This window comes from Microbacterium sp. UBA837, assembly GCF_002296025.1.
GTDB lineage: Bacteria > Actinomycetota > Actinomycetes > Actinomycetales > Microbacteriaceae > Microbacterium.
This window is the reverse complement of record NZ_DBHD01000085.1, coordinates 1-22,579: the sequence shown is the minus strand read 5'-3', so window position 1 is coordinate 22,579 and position 22,579 is coordinate 1. Positions and strand designations below refer to the sequence as shown.

The window sequence follows — 22,579 nt, the reverse complement described above, 5'->3', positions numbered from 1 at the left end:
ATGACCTCTGACCAGTCCCGCGCTCGAGGCGGGTTCGGCCGCCGCTCGCGCAGTACCGACACCGCCGCCACCCCCACCGGCGGCCCGGCGCTGTCGGTGTCGAATCTCGGCGTCGAGTTCTTCGTAGGTGGCGCCTGGGTCGCGGCCGCCAAGCACGTCAGCTATGACCTCATGCCCGGCAAGGTCCTCGCGATCGTCGGGGAGTCCGGCTCGGGCAAGAGCACGAGCAGCATGGCCGTCATGGGGCTTCTCCCCAAGAACGCGCGGGTGACCGGGAGCGCGAAGCTCGCCGGGAAGGAGCTGATCGGTGCGCGGCCCGAGGCGCTGCGCAAGGTCCGCGGTGAGGGGATCGCTGCGATCTTCCAGGAGCCGATGACCGCCCTGAACCCCGTCTACACCGTCGGCTTCCAGATCTCCGAGGCGCTCATGACGCACCGGCCGGGGATGACCCGGAAGCAGGCGAAGGAGCGGGCCCTCGAGCTCCTGCGCCTGGTCGAGATGCCCGATCCGCTCAAGGCGTTCGACTCCTACCCTCACCAGCTCTCCGGTGGACAGCGACAGCGTGCGATGATCGCCCAGTCCATCTCCCTGGAGCCGCGTGTGCTCGTCGCCGATGAGCCCACGACGGCGCTCGATGTGACAGTGCAGGCCGAGATCCTCGACCTGCTGCGCAACCTCCACACCAAGCTCGACTCGGCGATCATCCTCATCACGCACGACATGGGCGTCGTGGCCGACATGGCCGACGACGTCATGGTGATGAAAGACGGCGACGTCGTCGAGTACGGCCCGGCATCGCAGGTGTTCGGCGAAGCGGAGCATCCGTACACGCGGGCGCTGATGGCTTCGGTGCCCCACCTGGGCCTGGGGGAGGCGCGCACCGAAGAGGCCACTCATCGGGATGACTCGACGGCGGCGCTGCGCCTGGAGAACGTCTCGATCGAGTACCCCAAGCGCGGTCGGGTACCCGCCTTCCGGGCCGTATCGGATGCCACGCTGTCGATTCAGCCGGGCGAGGTGCTGGGCCTCGTGGGTGAGTCAGGGTCAGGCAAGACGACCATTGCGCGCGCCATCGTGGGCCTCGTACCGATCGCGGAGGGAAGCCTTCGCGTTGCAGGCCAGGACATGGTCGGGGTAGGCCCCAAGGAGTTGCGCGCGGTGCGCCGCAAGCTCGGGATCGTGTTCCAGGACCCCGGTTCTTCGCTGAACCCCCGCTGGCCCGTCGGAGAGTCGATCGGGGAGCCGCTGGAGCTCGCCGGTCGTGAGCGCAAAGAGATCTCCAAGCGTGTCGAGGATCTGCTGGACCTCGTCGAACTGCCGCGCGATTTCCGCAACCGGTACCCGCACGAGCTCTCGGGTGGGCAGCGTCAGCGCATCGGTATCGCCCGCGCTCTGGCCCTCGACCCCACTGTGCTGGTGGCCGACGAGCCCACGAGCGCGCTGGATGTCTCGGTTCAGGCGCGCGTGCTCGAGCTGCTGCAGGCCATCCAGAAGGAGAAGCAGTTCGCGACGCTGTTCGTGACCCACGACCTCGCGGTCGTCGATCTTCTGGCCGATCGCATCGCCGTCATGCAGCACGGACGCATCGTGGAGCAGGGCACGAAGGAGCAGATTCTGCGCAACCCGCAGGATGACTACACCAAGCGCCTCATCGCTGCTGTTCCGGTTCCGGATCCTGCCGAGCAGCGGCAGCGCCGCGAGGCGCGGGCAGCGCTCCTGGCCGAGCAGAAGTCGGCCTGAGACGAGGACGACTCCGCGCTCAGCTGCCCGCAAGCGCTCCTGAGATATCCTGGGATGCGCCGGCATCCCGGCCGCCTCCCCACCCGCAAGGATTCCCTCATGGCGCATGCCCTCCGTTCGGACCTCCGAAACGTCGCGATCGTCGCGCACGTCGACCACGGCAAGACCACGCTGGTGGATGCGATGCTGCGCCAGACCGGCTCGTTCGGCGAGCACGCGCACGTGGAAGAGCGCGCGATGGACTCGAACGACCTCGAGCGCGAAAAGGGCATCACGATCCTCGCGAAGAACACCGCGATCACCTACAACGGCGTCCACACCGAGGTCCCCGTGACGATCAACGTGATCGACACGCCAGGGCACGCCGACTTCGGGGGAGAGGTCGAGCGCGGGCTGTCGATGGTCGACGGCGTCGTGTTGCTGGTGGATGCGTCCGAGGGGCCGCTTCCGCAGACGAGGTTCGTGCTGCGCAAGGCGCTGGAGGCGAAGCTCCCCGTCATCCTGCTCGTCAACAAGACGGATAGGCCGGATGCTCGCATCGCCGAGGTCGAGGAAGAGTCGCACGACCTGCTGCTGGGCCTCGCGTCTGACATGCACGAGGACGTCCCGGACCTCGACGTCGACGCTCTCTTGGACGTGCCGGTCGTCTACGCCTCAGGTCGCGCCGGCGCTGCCTCGCGGAACCGCCCCGAGAACGGGTCGCTCCCCGACAACGACGACCTCGAGCCGCTGTTCGAGGCGATCCTCGAGCATGTTCCGGCGCCGTCGTACGACGACGAAGCGCCGCTGCAGGCATGGGTGACGAACCTCGACTCGAGCCCGTTCCTCGGTCGTCTGGCGCTGCTGCGGGTCTTCAACGGGACCCTCAAGAAGGGCCAGACCGTCGCCTGGGTGCGTCACGACGGTTCCCACTCGAACGCGCGCATCACCGAGCTGCTCAAGACCCGTGCGCTCGAGCGCTATCCCGCCGAGTCAGCAGGACCCGGTGACATCGTCGCGATCGCGGGGATCGAAGAGATCACGATCGGCGAGACGATCGCCGACCCCGAGGACGTCCGACCGCTGCCGGCGATCACCGTCGACGACCCCGCTATCTCGATGACGATCGGCACGAACACCTCGCCGCTTGTCGGCAAGGTCAAGGGCCACAAGGTCACGGCACGCATGGTGAAGGACCGCCTGGACCGCGAGCTCATCGGCAACGTCTCCATCAAGGTCGTCGACATCGGGCGGCCGGATGCCTGGGAGGTGCAGGGACGCGGTGAACTGGCGCTTGCCATCCTCGTCGAGAACATGCGCCGCGAGGGCTTCGAGCTGACCGTCGGCAAGCCCCAGGTCGTCACCCGGAAGGGGCCGAACGGGCAGACGCAGGAGCCCTTCGAGCACCTCACGATCGATGCGCCCGAGGAGTATCTCGGCGCGATCACGCAGCTGCTTGCCGCGCGCAAGGGCCGCATGGAGACGATGGTCAACCACGGCACCGGCTGGGTGCGGATGGAGTTCGTCGTGCCCTCACGTGGACTCATCGGCTTCCGCACCGAATTCCTCTCGATCACGCGCGGCACCGGGATCGCCAACGCGATCTCGCACGGCTACGACGACTGGGCCGGGCACATCGTCGCCCGCCAGAACGGTTCGATCGTGGCCGACCGTGCTGGCGTCGTCACTCCGTTCGCGATGATGGCGCTGCAGGAGCGCATGAGCTTCTTCGTGCAGCCCACCGAGGAGGTCTACGAGGGCATGGTCGTCGGCGAGAACACGCGAGCCGATGACATGGACGTGAACATCACCAAAGAGAAGAAGCTCACGAACATGCGTTCTTCCACGGCTGATGAGCTGGAGCGGCTCACGCCGCCGCGACAGCTCTCCCTGGAGGAGAGCCTGGAGTTCGCCCGCGAAGACGAATGTGTCGAAGTCACTCCCGAGAAGGTGCGGATCCGCAAGGTGATCCTCGACCAGACCGAGCGTGGTCGCGCTGCATCGCGCCTGAAGCGGCAGGACGCCAACGCCTGACCTGCGTCGCCCACGGGTCGACTCGACCGCGGACGGATCAGCCGTTGAGGATCAGCTCCTCCAACTGCTCGAGCATGTGCGCGGGCAAGTCCGAGTCCGGTCCTGTCGCGTTGAGTACGATCGCGACAGCCGTCTGGGACTCCGGGTGGTACATCGCGAGGGCCTGGTAGCCGAGGCCATTGCCGGTGTGCCCGATCCAGTCGCCGATGCGACCGATGCCGAAACCGTACTCGTCGTAGAACGGGCTCGCGGGGTCGGGGGCGGTGTCGCGCCACTCCGAGAGCCGACGCTCCTGCGAAGCGTCCGACACGAGCGTTCCCGCGCCCAGCGCCTCGGCCCACGCGGCAAGGTCTCCCGCCGTACCGAACAGGCCGCCGGCGGCAGAGAACGCGCTCGCGCGGACGGCGGGAAGCTCCTCCACGGTGCCGTCAGCATCCACCTGGAACGGGGCTGCGGTCCCCTCCGGTGGCAGAACGTTTCCCGGATACACGACTGACGCGAGCTGGAGCGGCTCCAGGATGCGTGACGCGACCGCCTCGGGCCAGCTGAGCCCCGAAGAGGTGTCGATGATCTGCCCGAGTAGGACCGTGTTGGTATTGGAGTACTCGTAGCTCGTCCCGGGAACGAACTCCTCGGGAACGCCGTCCGTGAGCCCGTACAGGGTCGTGTCGGTCCAGCTACGCGTCCAGTCCTCGACCAGCAGGTCGACAAGGCCCGCTTGCGTCGAATAGCTGGGCACCCCCGAGGTCATCGTGGCAAGCTCATCGATCGTGGCGGCCGTCTCGATCCCGGTTCCGGCAGTGGGCGCCGGCGCATCGAGATCCAGGATGCCGTCGTCGGCTAGCTGCAGCACGACGGTCGCGACGAACGACTTGGTCACGCTGCGGTAGGCAAACAGGGTGTTATCGGTCACTGGCGCGCCACTGGCATCCGCAACTCCGGCAGGGTAAACCGTGGTCGCCCCGTCGCGGCGGATAGCGATCGCGCCGCCGGGGACGGATGCCGATTCGAGCGCTGCGGCGAAAGCCTCGCTTACCGGGTTCGAGGGCGCTGCGGCGCTGCATCCGGACACGAGTGCTGTGACGGTGGCGGCCGTGATAGCTCCCGCGAGCATGCGCCCGCGATATCGGGTGTGGCGGGTCATCGTTCCAGCCTAGAACGAGAGTTCAGCGCATTTCGGACACCAGGACGGCGCTCGTGCCCGCGACGAGGGCCTCGAAGACGTGCGCTGCATCGCCCGGATAGCAGAGGTAATCGCCGGGCTCCAGGTCGAAGGGTGAGTCGCGCGGACCGACGCGTGCGCTGCCCGAGAGGAGGACCACATGCTCAGTGGTGCCCGTCGGATGAGCGTCCGAGAGTCGCGGCGAGCCTGGTTCGGCGCGGAGGAGGTACAGGTCACGCCTGACGTTCGGTGCGGCAGCCGACAGGAGCAGCGCCTCGTACGCAGAGCCCGCGGCTCGCACTCCGTGGCCATCGCGCGCTCGGATGAGCGTCGGCTCGCTCTCGCGATCTTCCACCAGTGCGGCGAAGGGCGCGCCGAGTGCGGTGGCGATCGCCCACAGGGTCTCGACGTTGGGATTGGCCGAACCTGCTTCGATTTGCGAGATGGTGGCCTTGGACACGCCCGAGCGTCGAGCCAGCTCTGCGGCAGAGACCCCCGCGCGTTCGCGTTCGCGGCGCACGGCGGTCGCGATGCGAGACCCCAAGCTCATATGGTTCAGTATGCCGAACGATTGTCTATTTGACCAAACGAAATGGCTGCTGCAGGATGGCGAGCATGGAGCCGGTCGACGTGCCGCCGGAAGGCGGCGAGACGGATGCCGCACGCGGAGCGTGGCGCCAGGGCGTGAGTGTCGCGCTGGCGACAAGCGCGTACGGCGTTTCGTTCGGGGCGCTGTCGGTCGCGGCGGGACTTGATGTCTGGCAGACCTGCATCCTGAGCCTCGTCATGTTTACCGGAGGTTCGCAGTTCGCCTTCGTCGGGGTGATCTCCGCCGGCGGACTCGCGGCGATCCCCGCAGCCGTCGCGTCGGCCGCGCTCTTGGGCGTGCGAAACGTCGCGTACGGCATCCGGATGTCGACCCTGCTGCCCCCGGGGCGCTTGACCCGCATCGTCGCGCCGCAGTTCACAATCGACGAGTCCACGGCAGTCGCGCTCGCGCAGCGAACGCCACGCGCGCGAACCGTCGGCTTCTGGGTCACCGGCATTGGGATCTATGTCGGCTGGAACCTCTCGACCCTTATTGGTGCTCTCCTGGGCGACGTGCTCGGCGATCCGCGCGCGTACGGACTCGACGCCGCGGCCGCAGCCGCTTTCCTCGCCCTGCTGTGGCCGCGTCTGCGCGGAAGGCAGCCCATCGTCGTGGGGATTGCGGCCGCCGTCGTGGCTACCGTGCTGACGCCTTCGCTCATGCCCGGTCTCCCGGTGCTGATCGCCGCTGTGGTCGGTATCCTGGTCGGCTGGTTCGACTGGGGCTCGCGGTCCGCCGCGACGCGCACCGCCGGTGTCGAGGGGCTCGACGAACCCGACGATCTTCCAGAGCGGGAGGGGCTGCCGTGACGTTGTGGAGCGCAATCGCGCTGGCATCGGTGATCTGTCTGGCTCTCAAGGTGACCGGATACCTCGTTCCGCCGCGCCTCCTCGAGGCGCCGCGGCCCGCGCGGATCGCCGACCTGTTGACGGTCGCGTTGCTCGCCGCGCTGGTTGCCGTGCAGACGCTCGGGGTCGGCGAGGCGATTGTGGTGGATGCCCGGGTCCCCGCCGTCCTGGTGGCGGCGGGCCTGCTCCTGCTGCGCGCGCCGTTTCTTGTCGTGGTGGTCGCGGCAGCTGCGGTAGCAGCAGCGCTGCGGTGGTGGGGTCTGGCTGTCTGAGGTTTCGTGCAGCGCCACCGCGATACAGTGATGCGGTGCAGCGCTTCTCGTTCCTTCGGCTTGCCGCGTGGGTTGTTGCGCTGGTTGTCGGGGCGATCTATGGGGCCGCAGGTACCGTCAGTCACGCATATCGCGTATTCGGCATCCCGGTGGGACTCGTCCTAGCCATGGTCGCCGGCGCGGCAGTCATCATCGCGGTGCGCCTGCTCACGGCTGACCGGTGGGCTGCGCTTGCCACCGGGCTTGGCGCCATGGGTGTGACGATCGTCCTGTCGGGCACCGGAGCCGGCGGTTCAGTGATCGTGCCGCAGTCGGTACTGGGCGTCGTATGGACCTTGTGGCTTCCCCTTGTCACCGCTTTCGTGGTCGCCTGGCCCGAGCGGGTCGATCGCGGCCGGGCGGTCGAGGCAGCCGACTAGACTTGCATTCGTGACGTATGTGATCGCCCTTCCCTGCGTCGATGTCAAGGATCGCGCCTGCATCGACGAGTGCCCCGTCGACTGCATCTATGAGGGGGAACGTAGCCTCTACATCCACCCTGACGAGTGTGTCGACTGCGGCGCCTGCGAGCCGGTGTGCCCCGTCGAGGCGATCTACTACGAAGACGACCTGCCCGACGAATGGCAGGACTACTACAAGGCCAACGTCGAGTTCTTCGATGACCTCGGCTCGCCCGGGGGAGCAGCAAAGGTCGGTGTGATTCCCAAGGATCACCCGGTCATCGCTGAGCTGCCTCCGCAGAACCACTGATCCGGGATTTCGACGGATGGGCGTCGCCGATCTGGCCGATTACCCGTGGGACGCGATGGTGCCCCACGCTGCGCAGGCGCGCTCCCACCCCGACGGGATGGTCGATCTTTCGATAGGTTCGCCGGTCGATCCGACTCCCGAGGTGATTGCGAGAGCTCTTGCCGCAGCGACCGACGCTCACGCCTACCCGCAGACGGTTGGAACGCCCCTCTTGCGAGAGGCGATCGTCGACTGGTATGCCCGCCGTCGAGGGGTTCCGGGGCTCACGATCGACGATGTGGTCCCGACGATCGGGTCGAAGGAACTCGTCGCCCTCTTGCCGCTGCTCCTCGGCCTCGGGCCCGGAGATGTCGTCGTCCATCCGGTGGCGGCATACCCGACCTACGAGGTCGGTGCACGAGTCGTGGGGGCGACCCCGATCGCGGCCGACGATCCGGAGCAGTGGCCCGAGAACACTCGGCTGGTCTGGGTGAACTCGCCGGGCAACCCCGACGGCGCCGTGCTGGATGCTGCGGCGCTGCGTACCGCCCGGGAACGCGCGAGCGAGCTCGGAGCGGTGTTCGCGAGCGACGAGTGCTACGCCGAGCTCGGGTGGGAAGCGCCGTGGGACCGCGAGCAGATTCCGTCAGCTCTGGACCCCCGCGTCACCGGAGGGAACAACACCGGAGTCCTGTCGGTGTACTCGCTGAGCAAGCAGTCGAACCTCGCGGGCTACCGCGCAGCCTTCGTCGCGGGCGACACCGCGATCATCCAGCGGATGCTGACAGCCCGTAAGCACCTGGGGCTGATGCCGCCGGCGCCCGTTCAGGCGGCGATGGCTGCCGCCCTGCGTGATGACACGCACGTCGCCGAGCAGCGGGAGCTGTACCGGCACCGGCGCGGGATCCTGCTTCCCGCCGTGCAGGAAGCGGGATTCCGGGTCGATCGGAGCGAGGCCGGCCTGTACCTGTGGCTTACGCGCGGTGAGGACGCCTGGACCTCCGTGGAGTGGTTCGCGCAGCGCGGCATCCTGGTCGGACCTGGCGTCTTCTATGGCGCGCAGCACTCGCACCACGTCCGGCTCTCGTTGACGGCAACCGATGAACGTATCGCCGCTGCGGCGGATCGCCTCCGCGCGGGCTAGACACCCCCCACGCCCGTTCGGGCACCGCGCTGCGAGGTTTCCTCCATCGAAAGAGCACCCGCTTTGGCTGTGCGCACAGTAGGCCGGGCCGACTACTAGGCTGTAAAGGCAGCCCGGGCACCGACGCGTGCTTGGACGGCTCCGCGAGGCGGCGAACCCGTCCCGGTGCCGACGACAGCCCCAGACAATGCAAGGAGGCGCCGTGGACGACGCGCAGACCCCGCAGCAAAAGGCCATCCTGACCGTCGGCGATCGGACCGCCGAGTTCCCCGTGCTCCACGGCACCGACGGAGTACCGAGCATCGATGTCGCAACCTTTACGCGGCAGACGGGGTACACGGCCCTGGACTACGGATTCGTCAACACCGCCTCCACCAAGTCGGCGATTACCTATATCGACGGGGATGCCGGCATCCTGCGCTACCGCGGTTATCCGATCGAGCAGCTCGCGACTCACAGCACGTACCTCGAGGTCGCGTGGCTGCTCATCTACGGCGAGCTGCCCACGGCCGACGAACTCGCGGAGTTCGACAACCGCATCCGTCGCCACACACTGCTGCACGAGGACCTCAAGCGCTTTTTCGGCTCGCTGCCGCCGACCGCGCATCCGATGTCGGTGCTGTCGGCGGCGACGGCCACTCTGTCGACCTACTACGAAGACGAGTCCGACCCCCACAATCCCGAGCACGTCGAGGTCAACACGATCCGGCTTCTCGCGAAGCTCCCGGTCATTGCGGCCTACGCCCACAAGAAGAGCATCGGCCAGGCTTTCCTGTACCCCGACAACTCGATGAGCTTCGTCGACAACTTCCTCAAGCTCAATTTCGGTGTCCTATCGGAGCTGTACGACGTCAACCCCGTCGTATCCCGGGCGCTCGAACGGTTGCTGATCCTGCACGAGGACCACGAGCAGAACGCGTCGACCTCGACGGTGCGCCTGGTCGGGTCGACCGGCGCCAACCAGTTCTCGTCGATCTCGGCGGGTATCAACGCGCTTTACGGCCCGCTGCACGGCGGTGCGAACGAGGCGGTTCTCTCGATGCTCGCCCGCATCCGAGACTCGGGCGAGAGCGTCGAACGCTTCGTCGAGCGGGTCAAGAACAAGGAGGACGGCGTCAAGCTCATGGGCTTCGGGCACCGGGTCTACAAGAACTACGACCCGCGCGCAAAGCTCGTGAAGGAGTCGGCCGACGAGGTGCTCTCGGAGCTCGGTGTGCATGACCCGCTCCTGGATCTTGCCAAGCAGCTCGAAGAGATCGCCCTCAACGACGACTACTTCAAGGAGCGTCGCCTTTACCCGAACGTCGATTTCTACACCGGCGTCATGTACAAGGCGATGGGCTTCCCCACGCGCATGTTCACCGTGCTGTTCGCGATCGGCCGCCTTCCGGGATGGCTCGCGCACTGGCGTGAGATGAACGCCGACCCGCAGACCAAGATCGGCCGCCCGCAGCAGCTGTACACGGGCGCACCCGAACGCACCTACCCTGGCGTCTGAGTCAGCTGTCGCGGCGGGACTCTGGCATTCTGAACGGATGCCGAAACTCCTCGTCCGCGTTCCCTCCCCGCTGCTTGCCGACGGCGAGCTGACGCACCTCGACCGGGTCGAAGCCGATCCGGACCTCGCCCTGTCGCAGTGGCGGGACTACGTCGCGGTGTACCGCGACAGGGGATGGCAGGTCATCGATGTTCCTGCGGCACCGGACCAGCCCGACGGCGTCTTCATCGAGGATGCCCTCGTCATATTCGACGACATCGTGGTGATCGGTCGGCCCGGCGCCGAATCCCGGCGCGGCGAAATCGCAACGGCCCGCGCGGTAGCAGAGACGCTCGGTTTTCCTGTGCACGAGATCGAAGCGCCGGGCACCCTCGACGGCGGCGACGTGCTCAAGATCGGGCGCACCGTCTACGTCGGGGCGTCATCGCGGACCAATGATGACGGCATCCGCCAACTGGAGGCCCTGCTGAGCCCTCGGGGATGGAAGGTCGTCGCGGTGCCGGTGACACGCGTCCTGCATCTGAAGAGCGCGGTGACGGCGCTTCCTGATGGAACCGTCATCGGGTACGAGCCGCTCGTCGACGACCCGTCGGTGTTCCCCCGATTCCTCCCCGTGCCCGAAGAGCACGGCACCGCCGTTGTCGTCCTCGACGAGGCGACAGTCCTGATGTCGGCCGATGCACCGCAAACGGCTGCGCTTCTCCGCTCGCGCGGGCTCACCGTCATCCAGACACCCGTGACGGAGTTCGAGAAACTCGAGGGGTGCGTTACGTGCCTCTCAGTGCGCGTGCGTCGCTGACGCGCAGATTCGACCTCGCCTCAGGCGTGGAGCGCTTCGTTGAGGGTCACCCCGACGCCAGCGCGGCGGACTGCCTCGATCGCTCCCGTGAGCGAGTTGCGGCGGAACAGGATGCCGTCCCGGCCCGAGAGCTCAGCACCCTTGACTGTCGGGCGCGTACCGTCAGCGCCGACAGGCTCGTCGGCGAGCACGATCTTCGACCCTGCGGTGACGTACAACCCTGCCTCGACGACGCAATCGTCCCCCAGAGAGATGCCGATGCCCGCGTTTGCGCCGAGGAGGGAACGACTCCCGATCGAGACACGGTGCGTGCCGCCTCCCGAGAGTGTGCCCATGATCGAGGAGCCGCCGCCGATGTCGCTGCCGTCACCGACGATGACGCCCTGTGAGATTCGGCCCTCCACCATGCTCTGGCCGAGGGTTCCGGCGTTGTAGTTCACGAAGCCTTCGTGCATCACGGTGGTTCCGGGGGACAGGTACGCGCCCAGCCGCACGCGAGACGCGTCGCCGATGCGGACGCCCGTGGGCACGACGTAGTCGGTCAGGCGCGGGAACTTATCGAGGCTCTGCACCTGGATGCCGGCGCGTTGCAGTCGTGCGCGGCGCCGGTCGAGCTCGCGCGGGTCGACGGGTCCGGCGTTGGTCCAGGCGACGTTGGGGAGCGCACCGAAGATGCCGTCAAGGTTCAGGTTGTTCGGAGCGACTAGTCGGTGTGACAGTGCGTGGAGGCGGAGGTAGGCATCCGGTGTGCCCGAGGGTGCCGCGTGGAGATCGATCTCGATCTCGACCTGCTCGATGCTGACGCCGCGCGTGTCATCCGTGCCCACAGCCTCGGCTACCAGAGCTCGTGCGGCCTCGTGAGCGTCCCGGTGATCAGACAGTGCCCCCGCCTGAGGCGACGGGTACCAGGTGTCCAGAACCGTGCCGTCTGCCGCGACAGTTGCCGCCCCGATACCGCTGATCTTCCGCTGTGCCGTCATCGTTCCAGGGTATCGAGTCGCGCCCCAGGCGCTGCGCCTGTCACGCCCCGCCCATCGCACAGCTTCGACCCCTGGCTAGACTCGAGGAGTGCTGGACCTGACCTCGAATGCTGTCGATCTCACCCGCGCGATCTGCGATATCCCCAGCGTCTCGGGAGACGAAGGACATCTCGCGGACCTGATCGAGCAGGCAGTGGGCGACCTGCCACACCTCGAGGTCATCCGAGACGGCGACACGATCATCGCTCGCACGAATCTCGGGAGAGATCGCCGGGTTGCCATCGCCGGCCACATCGACACCGTCCCCATCAACCGCAACGTTCCCACGCGAACGGTCGACATCGACGGCGAAGAGTTCATCTGGGGCCGCGGCACCGTTGACATGAAGGCCGGAGTAGCGGTGCAGCTCAAGCTTGCCGCCGACCTCGTCGCGCCGAAGGCTGACATCACGTGGATCTGGTATGACCACGAGGAGGTGGCTGCTGCCCTCAACGCGCTCACCCGCATCGCAGCGACCCGGGCCGACCTGTTGGCCGCCGACTTCGCTATTCTCGGGGAGCCCTCCAACGGCCAGGTGGAGGGCGGCTGCAACGGCCACATGCGGGCGATCGTCAGAACGCACGGTGTGCGTTCGCACAGTGCACGGTCATGGATCGGCGAGAACGCCATCCACAAGGCGGCACCAATTCTCGAGCGGCTCGCCGCCTACACTGCGCGGGAGGTTCCCGTTGACGGGCTCGTCTACCGGGAAGGTCTGAACGCTGTTCGCATCACGGGCGGTGTGGCAGGAAACGTCATCCCCGACGTCTGTGAGGTCGAGGTGAACTACCGCTTTGCTCCCTCACGCAGTGGCGCCGAGGCCGAGGCGCACGTGCGAGAGGTCTTCGACGGGTTCGAGGTCGAGGTCATCGATATGGCCGAGGGCGCGCGGCCGGGGTTGGACGACCCGCTGGCGCAGGAGTTCGTCACTGCCGTTGGCGGTACCGCGCAACCCAAGTACGGCTGGACGGATGTGGCACGGTTCTCGGCTCTCGGCATCCCCGCTGTCAACTACGGCCCGGGAGACCCGCAACTCGCTCATCACGACGAAGAGCGCGTTGCCGTTGCCCAGATTCTGGATGTCGAGCGCGGGCTGCGCGCGTGGCTGACCTGACGGCACCGGCGCCGCCATCCCGGCGGTCGCTACCGCCGGCGCTGACGATCGCGCTCATCTATCTCGCTGCGCGTGCCGTCACGTTCGGCTTCCTGATCCTGGCTGCCGCGTTATCGGCCGAGGGAACACGCTTCGGTGCGGGGGCGAGTGTCCAGGATCTCGTCGTGGGGTGGGATGCCCAGTGGTATTGGTTCCTGGCGGTCAACGGTTACCCCGCCGACCTTCCTCTCACTGACGCGGGCGCTGTCGCCGAAAATCAGTGGGCGTTCATGCCGATCTACGCATACCTCGCTGCCGCCATCGCGCCGCTCGTGGGCGGTTGGTGGGGAGTCGCTGCCGTTCTGATATCTCTGGCAGCCGGGTACGGCGCAACCTACGTGCTGTACCGGATGCTGCGGGGTCGGATCGGGGGATCGGCTGCCATCTGGGCGTCCGCCTTCTTTGCTGCCGGTCCGTTGGCTGCACTGTTCCAGGTGGGCTACGCGGAGGCGCTCTTCCTGCTGTGGCTCTTCTTGGCGCTGTGGGCTGTCACCGCCCACCGCTTCGTGTGGGTGTATCCGCTGGTGGTCCTGATGGGCTACACGCGGCCCGGCGTTCTCGCGTTCGCACTGTTCATCGGGCTCTTCGGAATCTGGCGCTTCTTCTCACGCCGCGCCGAACCGCTTCGTGTGCGCGAGGTCATCCACATCGTCGCCCTGGGCGCGCTCGCCACCGCTGTGGGGTTTTCCTGGCAGATCATCGCGGCTATCGTCACGGGGGATCCGGGCGCCTACCTTGCCACTGAACTCGCATGGCGGCGCAACTGGCTCCCGGACGATGCGGGGCACTTCCTGCCGTTCGACGCCTTCGTGCGCGGTGCTGCGTTCTGGGGGGAGGTCTGGGGGTGGGGGGCCGCCGGCGGAGTCATCCTGCTCTCGGTGATTCTGGCCGGCGCGGCCGCGGCGCTGCTCTGGGCGCCGCAGGTTCGGGCGCTGGGACCCGAGATCCGCCTCTGGGCTGTCAGCTACCTCGTCTACCTGCTGGCGGTGTTCTTCCCCCAGTCGAGCATCTTTCGCCTCCTTGTTCCGCTGTCGCCCCTCTGGGGCGCCTTTGCGGTGCCGCGGTCCCTCGTGTGGCGCGTCGGCGTCCTCATCGCGTGCCTGGCCGGGCAGTGGTGGTGGATCTACAACATGTATGCCCTCGGCAATCGGTTCTGGCAAATCCCCTAAGCTTGATTGGTAGACCACGACGAAAGGGAGCCGCCATGGCAGCCATGAAGCCGCGAACCGGAGACGGACCGATGGAGGCCGTGAAGGAAGGCCGCCTCATCATCGTGCGAGTACCTCTCGAAGGCGGTGGCCGCCTTGTCGTCTCGGTGAACGACGCCGAGGCCAAGGAACTGTACGACGTGCTCGGCGGAGTTGTCGGAGCCGCGTAACACGCGATCATCTCAACGCGAAAGCGGCCGGTCGGTAGACCGGCCGCTTTCGCGTTGTCGGTGTGGCGCTTTAGACCGACGGGAGCGTCGTGAGCTGCAGGAGTCCTTCGCGCGCAGTGTTGAGCGCACCCAGGACAGCGGGGGACTGTGCAACCTCTTGAATGAGCGAGCGGTACGCGGTCGTCACCTCGTCGCGCTTGACCGGATCGGCGACGGCACCTCCGGCGAGGACTCGGGGGATGAGGACGGTACCGCCGGGGCGTACCAGTCGCAGTCCGTGTTCGACGTATTCGATGACGCCCTCGGGCTCGGCGTCGACCAACACGATGTCGTACGATGCCTCGTTCATGCGCGGAAGCACCTCGGCTGCGCGGCCCGTGATGAACCGGGCGCGAGCGGGCGGCACCTTCGCCTGCGCGAAAGCCTGACGCGCTGCCCCGAGATGCTCGGGCTCGACATCGATCGTGGTGAGAGTCGCCTGCGGCGCACCGCGCAGCAGCCACAGGCCGGAGACTCCGCCGCCCGTGCCGATCTCGACGATGTTCAGCGCGCGCCCGACGGCGGCGATGGTCGCACACTGCACGCCGACTGCCGCGCTGATCGGTTCGGCGCCCAACTCCAGCGCAGCCTCGCGAGCGCGGGCGATCGCGTCGGGTTCGACCGTGACCTCTTCGACGAATCGATTGACCGCGTGATCTCCCATGCACTGCCCTTTCCCTGAGGGGCAAGCCTACGTGCGCGCGCCCGGATTCTCGCTGAGGCGCGAGGGGTAATCTTGAGCCATGTTCAACGGGATCACGATCGAGAAGCTTTTGCTGATCGGTCTGATCGCCGGGATGATCATCGGCCCCCAGCGTCTTCCGCGCTATGCGGCAGCACTCGGACAGTTCGCGCGTCGAGCTCGCGACTTCGCCCGCTCCGCAGGCTCGCGCGTGAAAGAGGAGATGGGCGAGGACTTCGACGACGTGGATTGGCGCACGCTCGATCCGCGCCAGTACGACCCCCGTCGCATCATCCGTGAGGCCCTCCTCGATGACCCGCCGACACCGCCCGTCAAGCCGCAATCCGCAACGATGGCGGCCGCCGGCACAGCTGCTGCCGCGGCAGAGAGCGCAACGTCGACGAAGGCACCGCCGCTGGCCGCCGGCGAGACTCCGCCGTTCGATGCGGAAGCTACCTGACGCGCATCGGCAGGGAGCGGCCCGACAGTCCGCGGCCGGAGCCCAGAACCGCATCCGCGACGGCCTCGATTGCCGCCGCGGCGGGGTCGCCGGCATCCGTCACGAGGTGCACGTCGCCGGCGTCGCCTGATGCCCGCACGCCCTGACTGAGCGGGATGGAGCCGAGGAGCGGGACGGGTTCGGCATCCGTCTGCAGCGCGGTGGCGACAAGCTCCCCGCCGCCGGAGCCGAACAGATCGAGCACTGTGCCGTCGGGAAGGGTCAGCGGCGCCATGTTCTCGACGACTCCCAGCACGCGCTGACCGGTCTGCCGGGCCACGAGACCCGAGCGGATCGCGACGTCGGCGGCCGCGCGCTGGGGCGTGGTCACCACGATGACCTCGGCGTGGGGCAGGAGTTGTCCGACGGAGATCGCGACATCGCCGGTTCCCGGTGGCATGTCTAGCAGCAGAATGTCGAGGTCACCGAAGTGGACGTCGGTGAGGAACTGCTGCACGGTGCGGTGGAGCATCGGGCCACGCCACGCCACGGCGCCGAGCGGCTCCTCTCCCGAACCACGTCGCAGGAACATTCCGATCGAGATCACCTTCACCCCGTGCGCGACGGGAGGCAGCATGAGGTTATCGATCCGCGTCGGTTGCGGGGGCGTGCCGTCCGGTCCGACAAGACCCAGGATGCCGGGAATCGAGAACCCGTGGACGTCGGCGTCGATGAGCCCGACGCGCAGGCCCCGCGCTGCCAGGCTCGTCGCCAGCAGCGCGGTCAGTGTCGACTTGCCGACCCCGCCTTTGCCGCTCGTGACGGCGATCACGCGGGTCAGGGAATCGGGCCCGAACGGCATCGACCTGGCCGGGCGCCCGGCGCGGAGCATCTCGGTGAGGCGAGCGCGCTCCTGTGCATCCATGACCCCCACTGCGATCTCGGCGGAAGCCACGCCCGGTACCGACAGTGCGGCGGCACGAACATCGGATTCGATTCGAGCTGCAGCGGGGCATCCGGCGACGGTGAGCGCAATGTCGACCCATGCCGTGCCGTCATCGACGCGAGCGCCGCGAACCATGCCGAGCTCGCCGATCGGGCGGCGCAACTCCGGATCCATCACGGCGCCGACGGTGCGCGTGACCTCGTCTGCGGCTGTCACCGCACGCCCCCGCTCATCACGCCGAGCCGTCCTCGCGAGCCGGAGACGCGTTCGTGGCGGGCGCGCCCTCGGTGTGCTGCGGCTCCGCGCGTTCGTCGAGCTTTCTCAGCAGCGATTTCAGCTCGGCGCGCAGCGTGTCACGGGTGACGACCTCGGAGGTGACTTCGGTGAGGGCGATGCGGAGGGCCACGATCTCGCGCGCGAGGTACTCGGTATCGGCCAGGTTTCGTTCCGCGCGCTGGCGGTCCTGCTCGATCTGCACGCGGTCGCGGTCATCCTGGCGGTTCTGGGCGAGCAGGATGAGGGGAGCGGCGTAGGAAGCCTGCAGCGAGAGCATGAGCGTCAGGGCCGTGAAGCCGTTGGCCGCGGAATCGAACCGCAGATTCTCGGGGGCAGCAGTGTTCCACGCGATCCACGCGACGCAGAACAGCGTGAGGGCCACGAGGAACCACGGGGTCCCCATGTTTCGGGCGATCCATTCCGTGGCCCTGCCGAACCGATCCCGCGAGGGCTGAGGTGTGCGCCCGCGAATCGGCATGCTCGACCGACCGCGGGGGGCATCCAACCCCCGAGGCGAGCGCGCCATCACAGCTTCACCGGCCCTGTCCAGGGAAAGGACACCGGTCGCTGGTCGGTGGAGTGCGAGCGCCAGTCCTCGGGGAGGAGGTAGTCCAGGACGTCGTCGACGCTGACAACACCGACGAGGCGGTGGACCTGATCGACGACGGGCACCGACACGAGGTTGTACGAGGCGAGGATGCGGGCGACCTCGGCTGCCGTCGCGGTAGCCGCGAGCGGCTCGATGGTGTCGTCGATGAGGGAACCGAGCCGCTCGTGCGGCGGGTAGCGCAGCATCCGTTGGAAGTGCACGGTACCCAAGAACCGCCCCGTGGGAGTCTCGTACGGGGGAAGGGTGATGAACACTGACGCCGCGAGTGCCGGATGCAGTTCATGGCGGCGGATGAGCGCGAGCGCTTCGGCGACCGTCGCTTCGGCCGAGAGCACAATCGGCTCGCTCGTCATGAGACCACCGGCAGTGTCAGGGCCGTACTTCAGGAGCTCGCGAACGTCCTCAGCTTCCTCGGGCTCCATGAGGTCCAGGAGCTGCTCGGAGCGAAGGGCGGGAAGCTGCCCCAGAAGATCGGCCGCGTCATCCGGTTCCATGGCGTCGAGGATGTCGGCGGCGCGCTCGTCGCCCAGCTGCTCGAGGATGTGCGCCTGGTCGTCCTCGGGCATCTCTTCGAGTGCGTCGGCGAGGCGGTCGTCGGGGAGCTCTTCAGCGACCTCGAGCAGGCGTGCGTCGGGAAGGTCGAGCAGCGTATTGGCGAGGTCGGCGGGTTTCAGCTCGCTGAGGGTCGCAACGAGCTGTTCCGCCGACGGTTCCTGCGTCGAATCGAGTTGCTCGGTGACCTCATCCCAGCCGGCGAGCGTTGTCGGGCCCTTCGTGAACGGAGAAGCGCTCGTGCGGGGACGGCGCAGGAACAGCTGTCCGATGTCCCAGGCGCCCAGCCGGTCGCGCTCGATGGCGGCATCCTCGATGACCGCTTCCCCTGATCCGTCGCGGAAGTAGACCCGACGACCGAGAAGTTCGGCGAGGACCCGGACCTCGCCGCCGCGCTGCTGGAACCGGCGGACATTGATGAGGCCGGTGGTGATGACCTGTCCCGGCGCGATCGAGGTGACACGCCCGATAGAGACGAAGACGTTTCGCCGACCGGGGATCTCGACCACGAGTCCGACGACGCGGGGCGGGTCATCGGCACGGTAGACGACCACGACATCGCGGACGCGTCCGAGCCGATCGCCGGCAGGGTCGAAGACTGCGCAGCCAGAGAGCCGCGCGACGAAGACCCGCTGCGTGTTCACCCGTCCAGCGTAGCCCGGCGCCCGGGCATGGCATCCTGCGGTTGCGTGCGGCGATTCATGTCGACTCAGCGGACGGCAAGACGCGACATGGGAGGATGGACGAATGAGCATGATGGGGGGCCAGTTCGCCCGCAACCTCGAGGACGTCGGACAGACCGTCGCGACCTTCGACAAGTACGAAGCCGCCCAGAAGGCGGTGTCCAAGCTCATCGCCGAAGACATTCCCGCCCGTGAGATCACGATCGTCGGTCAGGGGTTGCGTTCGATGGAGCGGGTCACCGGTCGCCTCGGCTACGCCACGGCAGCGCGATCAGGCGCGATCAACGGACTGCTCCTGGGCATGCTGTTTTCTGCCGTCTTCGTACTCGGGATGCCGAACGTGCCGATCCAGGCCTTCGTCGGGGTGCTGTTCGTCGGCATCGCGATCGGCATGCTCGCCAGCTTGCTGACCTTCGCCATCGTGCGCCGCCGCCGCGACTTCGCGTCGGTCATGCAGTTCGTCGCCGACCACTACGACATCGCCGTTGCCGGCAGCAGTGCGGGAAGGGCACGCCAGGTGCTGGGACCACAGGCTGCAGCGCCAGCGCCGCAGCGTACGCAGGTGGTCACCCCGCCGCCCGAGCGCCCGGCCGCGCCCCTGGAGCCGCCGCGCTACGGCCAGCGGATCGAAGACGTGACGCCGCCGGAGCCGGCGGAATCCGGCACTGATGCCTCATCTGCGCCGGGCACTCCCGACACCGGAGCCGGCCAGGATGCGGCGCCGCGGGGCGACGACAAGGCGTAGTCGCCCGCTCGGTGCGCTAGCGCGCGAGCCGCGCGATCCAGGCTTCGACCTCGTCGGCTGTGCGGGGGATGCCTGCTGACAGGTTCACGGGGCCCTCGACGGTCATCAATACGTCGTCCTCGATGCGAACGCCGATTCCGCGCAGTTCTTCGGGAACCGTGAGGTCGTCGATCTGGAAGTACAGGCCCGGCTCGATCGTGAACACCATCCCGGGCTGCAGGATGCCGTCGTAGTACATCTCCCTGCGCGCCTGAGCGCAGTCGTGAACGTCGATGCCGAGGTGGTGGCTGGTGCCGTGGACCATGTACCGGCGATGCTGGCCACCGGTGTCCGCAGCAAGAGCTTCCTCAGCGGTCACCGGCAGAAGGCCCCACTGCGCAGTGCGCGCAGCGATGACCTGCATGGCGGCTTCGTGGATCGAGCGGAAGGTCACCCCGGGGCGGGCTGCAGCGAACGCGGCATCCGCGGCCTCGCGTACCGTCTCGTAGACGCGTCGCTGCACGTCGGTGAACGTCCCGCTGACCGGCAGGGTTCGGGTGATGTCGGCGGTGTAGAGACTGTCGAGCTCGACGCCGGCATCGATCAGGATGAGATCTCCCGGCAGCACCGCGCCGTCGTTGCGGGTCCAGTGCAGGTAGCAGGCGTGGGGTCCGGATGCGGCAATCGTGTCGTATCCCTCGCCGTTGCCGTCGCTGCGCGCGCGCAAGTGGAACACTCCCTCGACAATCCGTTCCCCGCGGGGGTGTCGGGCGATTCGGGGGAGGTCGGCGACGATGTCATCGAACCCCGCTGCGGTCACGGCGACGGCTTCGCGCATCTGCGCGATCTCATCCTCATCCTTGATCAGTCGCATCTCCGAAACCGCGCGGGTGAGGTCGGCGTCAACCTCCACGACGCGCTCGCCGTCGGCTGGTGCGAAGGCGGCGATGTGGTCGGTACGGATGCCGAGGTCGGCAGCAACACCCGCCAGGGCCGGACGCGGCCCGATCCAGAACTCCCCGATGGACGCATCGGCGTAGAACTCTGCCGTCGTACGGTCAGCGCGCTCGCGGAAGTACAGGACTGCCTCGTGTCCGCCGTCGGGAAGCGGGTCCATCACGAGGATCGCGCCGGGTTCGGCATCCGACCCCCACCCGGTCAGGTGTGCGAAGGCCGAATGAGCCCGGAACCGGTAGTCGGTGTCGTTGGAGCGCTGCTTGAGCTCACCCGCGGGAAAGACCAGGCGCTCGCCGGGGAAGGCCGCCGAGAGCGCGTGGCGGCGTCGCGCCGCGAAGGCGGCCCGCGACCGGGCGGGGGGGAACGTTTCGGGGCGCTCAGCCCAGCCCGTCGAGATCGTGTCGAGGAAGCCCTGCGGGAACGGCTGCTTGCGGTTTGTCGTGCTGGTTTCGGTCGCCGCAGTCGTCGTCGTGGCTTCGCTGTCGCCGGTCGTGCTCATTCATCCAGTCTCGCACGCGAGGTTCTCGTGGGTCAGGGTTGGGCTGGTTCCAGTTGCACCACGAGCGGTCGGTGATCGCTTCCGCTGCCGTCGACCGATGACAGAACGAGTGAACCCGTCACCGTCCACGCGTCGGTTGTCATGACGTGGTCGATGGCGGTGCCCAGTAGCGAGGGCCAGGCCGTGCTCCAGGTGCCCACGGATCCCGTGCCGCTGGCTGCCGCCGCATCCACGCACCGCCCGAGTTCGCCCCCATCGACGCCGAGTCCGCCGAAATGGTCGAGCGTCGCGTTGAAGTCGCCGGCCATGATGACGTTGTCGGCAGCGCACTGGTCGCCGAGCCAACGCAGATCGGCGCGCCAATCCTCCATGTAGCCGGAGCGGGGTGCGACGGCGTGAGCTGCCACGACGATCGGGCCGACCCCCGAAACGGGCATCGCTACGGCGCTTGGCACCGTGGATGTCGTGCTCGTGCCCTCCACCGACGATTCGATCACCGCATAATCGCCGAGATCGGGGGTGATGAGCAGGGTCGTCGATCCGGCATCCCAGGGCGTCGAGGGGTCTTTCGCGTGGTGTGCCCACATCGGATGGCCGAGCTCCCTCATCTCGATCGCGACCTGTTCGCCGGTCTCGATGGTCGTTTCGGGAAGAGCGACGATGTCGGCATCCATCGCGACGGCCAGGCGCGCGATCTCATCGGCGGAGGTCGCCGGTCCCGCGGTGTTCCAGGTCATGACGCGGATGGCGGTGTCGGTCTTTGCGGGAAGGCTCTCGGTGCCGATACCGCGGCCCAGGACGATAGCCCCGTTCGCGAGAACACCGATCACTGCAACGATCACGACGGTGATCGCGAGCGGTCGAATCGACCGAGCGAACGACGCGAACAGGGCGAGGATGCCGACCGCCGCGATGGCGAGGAGGATCACCCCGCGGAAAGCGATGATCTGGGCGATCGGTGCCAGGCGTTCCACCCGGAAGAAGTCGGGAGCGGTGAGCACCGCGACCACGGCGACCCAGATCACCGCAACGAGGATCCCCAGAGCTCGACGCACGTCCACGAGCCTATGACAGCGTTCTGAGAGAAGGGTACGAGCCGCGCCGCGGTGAGCTGTGCACGCGGCGCTAGGCTCAAACGATGGACGACGAGCGGCTCTTCGAGGGACCCGCCGACCTGCATCTGCATTCGACGCAGTCAGACGGGACAGACGCGCCAGCTGACGTCATGCGGGCAGCGCATCGTCACGGCCTGCGCATCGCCGCCCTGACCGATCACGACACCGCCGCGGGTTGGGGTGAGGCCGCCGAGGCAGCCGCGTCCCTCGGCATGATGTTCGTACCGGGCATGGAGATGTCGGCGCGCGATGACTGGCGCAGCGTTCATGTGCTCGCCTACCTGTTCGACCCCGACGACGAGAACCTGCGGGCGATGACCGAGCGGGTGCGGACCTCTCGCCTCGACCGGGCCCGGATGATCTCGGACCGGATCGCCCGAGATTTCGACCTCGAGTGGGAGGACATCCTCGAGCAGACCTCCGACGGAGCTACCGTTGGTCGCCCTCACATCGCCGACGCGCTCGTCGCTCGGGGGCACGTGCGCGATCGTGATGAGGCCTTTCGCGGCATCCTCAGCCCGCGCAGCCCGTACTACGTCGCTCTGTTTGCCCCCGACCCGGTCACTGCGGTGCGGCTCATCGTGTCTGCCGGGGGAGTGCCGATCCTCGCCCACCCCGCCGGGCGTGCAGGACCGTTCCCTGCGCCGCTCGTGAACCGGATGCTGGATGCCGGTCTTGCCGGCTTCGAACTCGGCCACCGCGACAACACTGCT

General features: G+C 67.7%; 24 protein-coding genes. 15 read left to right on the top strand and 9 right to left on the bottom strand.

All coding sequences use genetic code 11. From position 1 onward, the window contains the following. On the top strand, positions 1–1,740 hold the full coding sequence (locus tag B3587_RS06305) for a dipeptide ABC transporter ATP-binding protein (RefSeq protein ID WP_292727229.1): 1,740 nt from the start codon (positions 1–3) through the stop codon (positions 1,738–1,740). A 99-nt stretch (positions 1,741–1,839) separates the two neighbouring features. Then, positions 1,840–3,753 carry a translational GTPase TypA gene (gene typA / locus B3587_RS06300; protein ID WP_228177093.1) on the top strand — a complete coding sequence of 638 codons (1,914 nt, stop codon included), beginning with the start codon at positions 1,840–1,842 and terminating at the stop codon, positions 3,751–3,753. 37 nt (positions 3,754–3,790) lie between these two features. Here typA and B3587_RS06295 read toward each other — a convergent pair whose 3' ends face one another. Both B3587_RS06295 and B3587_RS06290 read right to left on the bottom strand, forming a co-directional pair. Beyond that, positions 3,791–4,897: a serine hydrolase domain-containing protein gene (locus tag B3587_RS06295; protein WP_292727227.1), complete on the bottom strand. Its 1,107-nt coding sequence runs from the start codon at positions 4,895–4,897 to the stop codon at positions 3,791–3,793. Between the two features lie 22 nt (positions 4,898–4,919). After that, the gene (locus B3587_RS06290; protein WP_292727225.1) at positions 4,920–5,465 is read right to left on the bottom strand and encodes a helix-turn-helix domain-containing protein; all 546 of its coding nucleotides are present in this window, start codon (positions 5,463–5,465) and stop codon (positions 4,920–4,922) included. Between the two features lie 65 nt (positions 5,466–5,530). Between B3587_RS06290 and B3587_RS06285 the strand changes: the two genes are divergently transcribed. From B3587_RS06285 to ddaH, 7 genes are all read left to right on the top strand, one after another. Beyond that, the gene (locus B3587_RS06285) at positions 5,531–6,313 is read left to right on the top strand and encodes an AzlC family ABC transporter permease (protein WP_292727223.1); all 783 of its coding nucleotides are present in this window, start codon (positions 5,531–5,533) and stop codon (positions 6,311–6,313) included. After that, entirely contained in the window at positions 6,310–6,624 is a 315-nt protein-coding gene (locus B3587_RS06280; protein ID WP_228177097.1) for an AzlD domain-containing protein, read from the top strand. The genes B3587_RS06285 and B3587_RS06280 overlap by 4 nt, the downstream gene beginning before the upstream one ends. A 35-nt stretch (positions 6,625–6,659) precedes the next feature. Further along, positions 6,660–7,043, top strand: a complete 384-nt coding sequence (locus B3587_RS06275; protein WP_292727221.1) for a histidinol dehydrogenase — start codon at positions 6,660–6,662, stop codon at positions 7,041–7,043. A gap of 10 nt (positions 7,044–7,053) precedes the next feature. Next, on the top strand, positions 7,054–7,374 hold the full coding sequence (fdxA, locus tag B3587_RS06270) for a ferredoxin (RefSeq protein WP_292727220.1): 321 nt from the start codon (positions 7,054–7,056) through the stop codon (positions 7,372–7,374). A 16-nt stretch (positions 7,375–7,390) separates the two neighbouring features. Further along, positions 7,391–8,497, top strand: coding sequence for a succinyldiaminopimelate transaminase (gene dapC / locus B3587_RS06265; protein ID WP_292727218.1), 1,107 nt, complete (start codon positions 7,391–7,393; stop codon positions 8,495–8,497). Between the two features lie 202 nt (positions 8,498–8,699). Further along, positions 8,700–9,995 (top strand): citrate synthase, encoded by a 1,296-nt coding sequence (locus B3587_RS06260; RefSeq protein WP_228177100.1) that lies wholly within the window; start codon positions 8,700–8,702, stop codon positions 9,993–9,995. A gap of 37 nt (positions 9,996–10,032) precedes the next feature. Then, on the top strand, positions 10,033–10,794 hold the full coding sequence (gene ddaH, locus B3587_RS06255) for a dimethylargininase (RefSeq protein WP_228177101.1): 762 nt from the start codon (positions 10,033–10,035) through the stop codon (positions 10,792–10,794). Positions 10,795–10,814: 20 nt separating this feature from the next. Here ddaH and dapD read toward each other — a convergent pair whose 3' ends face one another. Continuing rightward, entirely contained in the window at positions 10,815–11,774 is a 960-nt protein-coding gene (gene dapD / locus B3587_RS06250) for a 2,3,4,5-tetrahydropyridine-2,6-dicarboxylate N-succinyltransferase (protein ID WP_292727216.1), read from the bottom strand. Between the two features lie 88 nt (positions 11,775–11,862). Between dapD and dapE the strand changes: the two genes are divergently transcribed. Genes dapE through B3587_RS06235 form a run of 3 tightly spaced genes read left to right on the top strand, consistent with a single transcriptional unit; the run spans position 11,863 to position 14,344 of the window. Next, positions 11,863–12,927 carry a succinyl-diaminopimelate desuccinylase gene (gene dapE / locus B3587_RS06245; protein WP_228177103.1) on the top strand — a complete coding sequence of 355 codons (1,065 nt, stop codon included), beginning with the start codon at positions 11,863–11,865 and terminating at the stop codon, positions 12,925–12,927. Beyond that, positions 12,915–14,135, top strand: coding sequence for a hypothetical protein (locus B3587_RS06240; RefSeq protein ID WP_228177104.1), 1,221 nt, complete (start codon positions 12,915–12,917; stop codon positions 14,133–14,135). The genes dapE and B3587_RS06240 overlap by 13 nt, the downstream gene beginning before the upstream one ends. Positions 14,136–14,170: 35 nt before the next feature. After that, positions 14,171–14,344, top strand: coding sequence for a DUF3117 domain-containing protein (locus B3587_RS06235; RefSeq protein WP_076490128.1), 174 nt, complete (start codon positions 14,171–14,173; stop codon positions 14,342–14,344). Positions 14,345–14,414: 70 nt separating this feature from the next. Here B3587_RS06235 and B3587_RS06230 read toward each other — a convergent pair whose 3' ends face one another. Further along, positions 14,415–15,047 carry an O-methyltransferase gene (locus B3587_RS06230; protein WP_292727213.1) on the bottom strand — a complete coding sequence of 211 codons (633 nt, stop codon included), beginning with the start codon at positions 15,045–15,047 and terminating at the stop codon, positions 14,415–14,417. Between the two features lie 79 nt (positions 15,048–15,126). Here B3587_RS06230 and B3587_RS06225 point away from each other — a divergent pair, with 79 nt between their 5' ends. After that, on the top strand, positions 15,127–15,525 hold the full coding sequence (locus B3587_RS06225) for a Sec-independent protein translocase TatB (protein ID WP_292727212.1): 399 nt from the start codon (positions 15,127–15,129) through the stop codon (positions 15,523–15,525). On the opposite strand, the gene B3587_RS06220 is transcribed toward B3587_RS06225, so the two are convergent. Genes B3587_RS06220 through B3587_RS06210 form a run of 3 tightly spaced genes read right to left on the bottom strand, consistent with a single transcriptional unit; the run spans position 15,518 to position 18,532 of the window. Further along, positions 15,518–16,624 carry an Mrp/NBP35 family ATP-binding protein gene (locus tag B3587_RS06220; RefSeq protein WP_414683118.1) on the bottom strand — a complete coding sequence of 369 codons (1,107 nt, stop codon included), beginning with the start codon at positions 16,622–16,624 and terminating at the stop codon, positions 15,518–15,520. The two genes, B3587_RS06225 and B3587_RS06220, sit on opposite strands and share 8 nt — an antisense overlap. A gap of 58 nt (positions 16,625–16,682) precedes the next feature. Continuing rightward, the gene (locus tag B3587_RS06215) at positions 16,683–17,252 is read right to left on the bottom strand and encodes a DUF1003 domain-containing protein (protein WP_292727208.1); all 570 of its coding nucleotides are present in this window, start codon (positions 17,250–17,252) and stop codon (positions 16,683–16,685) included. Then, positions 17,252–18,532, bottom strand: a complete 1,281-nt coding sequence (locus tag B3587_RS06210) for a magnesium transporter MgtE N-terminal domain-containing protein (protein ID WP_228177109.1) — start codon at positions 18,530–18,532, stop codon at positions 17,252–17,254. Before B3587_RS06210 ends, B3587_RS06215 begins: the two co-directional genes overlap by 1 nt. A gap of 103 nt (positions 18,533–18,635) precedes the next feature. Between B3587_RS06210 and B3587_RS06205 the strand changes: the two genes are divergently transcribed. Further along, the gene (locus tag B3587_RS06205; RefSeq protein WP_228177110.1) at positions 18,636–19,316 is read left to right on the top strand and encodes a general stress protein; all 681 of its coding nucleotides are present in this window, start codon (positions 18,636–18,638) and stop codon (positions 19,314–19,316) included. A 16-nt stretch (positions 19,317–19,332) separates the two neighbouring features. Here B3587_RS06205 and B3587_RS06200 read toward each other — a convergent pair whose 3' ends face one another. Then, positions 19,333–20,751: an aminopeptidase P family protein gene (locus B3587_RS06200; RefSeq protein WP_292727206.1), complete on the bottom strand. Its 1,419-nt coding sequence runs from the start codon at positions 20,749–20,751 to the stop codon at positions 19,333–19,335. Positions 20,752–20,783: 32 nt separating this feature from the next. Then, on the bottom strand, positions 20,784–21,806 hold the full coding sequence (locus B3587_RS06195; protein WP_228177112.1) for an endonuclease/exonuclease/phosphatase family protein: 1,023 nt from the start codon (positions 21,804–21,806) through the stop codon (positions 20,784–20,786). Positions 21,807–21,889: 83 nt separating this feature from the next. On the opposite strand from B3587_RS06195, the gene B3587_RS06190 reads away from it, so the two are divergent. Next, on the top strand, positions 21,890–22,579 hold a 690-nt coding region (locus B3587_RS06190), incomplete at its 3' end, for a PHP domain-containing protein (RefSeq protein WP_292727203.1).

What these genes read in the sequence shown, in the direction of transcription:
- B3587_RS06305 (WP_292727229.1), top strand. Translation starts at nt 1, where the DNA reads ATGACCTCTGACCAGTCCCGCGCTCGAGGCGGGTTCGGCCGCCGCTCG.
- typA (WP_228177093.1), top strand. Translation starts at nt 1,840, where the DNA reads ATGGCGCATGCCCTCCGTTCGGACCTCCGAAACGTCGCGATCGTCGCG.
- B3587_RS06295 (WP_292727227.1), bottom strand. Translation starts at nt 4,897, where the DNA reads ATGACCCGCCACACCCGATATCGCGGGCGCATGCTCGCGGGAGCTATC.
- B3587_RS06290 (WP_292727225.1), bottom strand. Translation starts at nt 5,465, where the DNA reads ATGAGCTTGGGGTCTCGCATCGCGACCGCCGTGCGCCGCGAACGCGAA.
- B3587_RS06285 (WP_292727223.1), top strand. Translation starts at nt 5,531, where the DNA reads ATGGAGCCGGTCGACGTGCCGCCGGAAGGCGGCGAGACGGATGCCGCA.
- dapC (WP_292727218.1), top strand. Translation starts at nt 7,391, where the DNA reads ATGGGCGTCGCCGATCTGGCCGATTACCCGTGGGACGCGATGGTGCCC.
- ddaH (WP_228177101.1), top strand. Translation starts at nt 10,033, where the DNA reads ATGCCGAAACTCCTCGTCCGCGTTCCCTCCCCGCTGCTTGCCGACGGC.
- dapD (WP_292727216.1), bottom strand. Translation starts at nt 11,774, where the DNA reads ATGACGGCACAGCGGAAGATCAGCGGTATCGGGGCGGCAACTGTCGCG.
- B3587_RS06235 (WP_076490128.1), top strand. Translation starts at nt 14,171, where the DNA reads ATGGCAGCCATGAAGCCGCGAACCGGAGACGGACCGATGGAGGCCGTG.
- B3587_RS06230 (WP_292727213.1), bottom strand. Translation starts at nt 15,047, where the DNA reads ATGGGAGATCACGCGGTCAATCGATTCGTCGAAGAGGTCACGGTCGAA.
- B3587_RS06225 (WP_292727212.1), top strand. Translation starts at nt 15,127, where the DNA reads ATGTTCAACGGGATCACGATCGAGAAGCTTTTGCTGATCGGTCTGATC.
- B3587_RS06220 (WP_414683118.1), bottom strand. Translation starts at nt 16,624, where the DNA reads ATGGATCCGGAGTTGCGCCGCCCGATCGGCGAGCTCGGCATGGTTCGC.
- B3587_RS06215 (WP_292727208.1), bottom strand. Translation starts at nt 17,252, where the DNA reads ATGGCGCGCTCGCCTCGGGGGTTGGATGCCCCCCGCGGTCGGTCGAGC.
- B3587_RS06205 (WP_228177110.1), top strand. Translation starts at nt 18,636, where the DNA reads ATGAGCATGATGGGGGGCCAGTTCGCCCGCAACCTCGAGGACGTCGGA.
- B3587_RS06200 (WP_292727206.1), bottom strand. Translation starts at nt 20,751, where the DNA reads ATGAGCACGACCGGCGACAGCGAAGCCACGACGACGACTGCGGCGACC.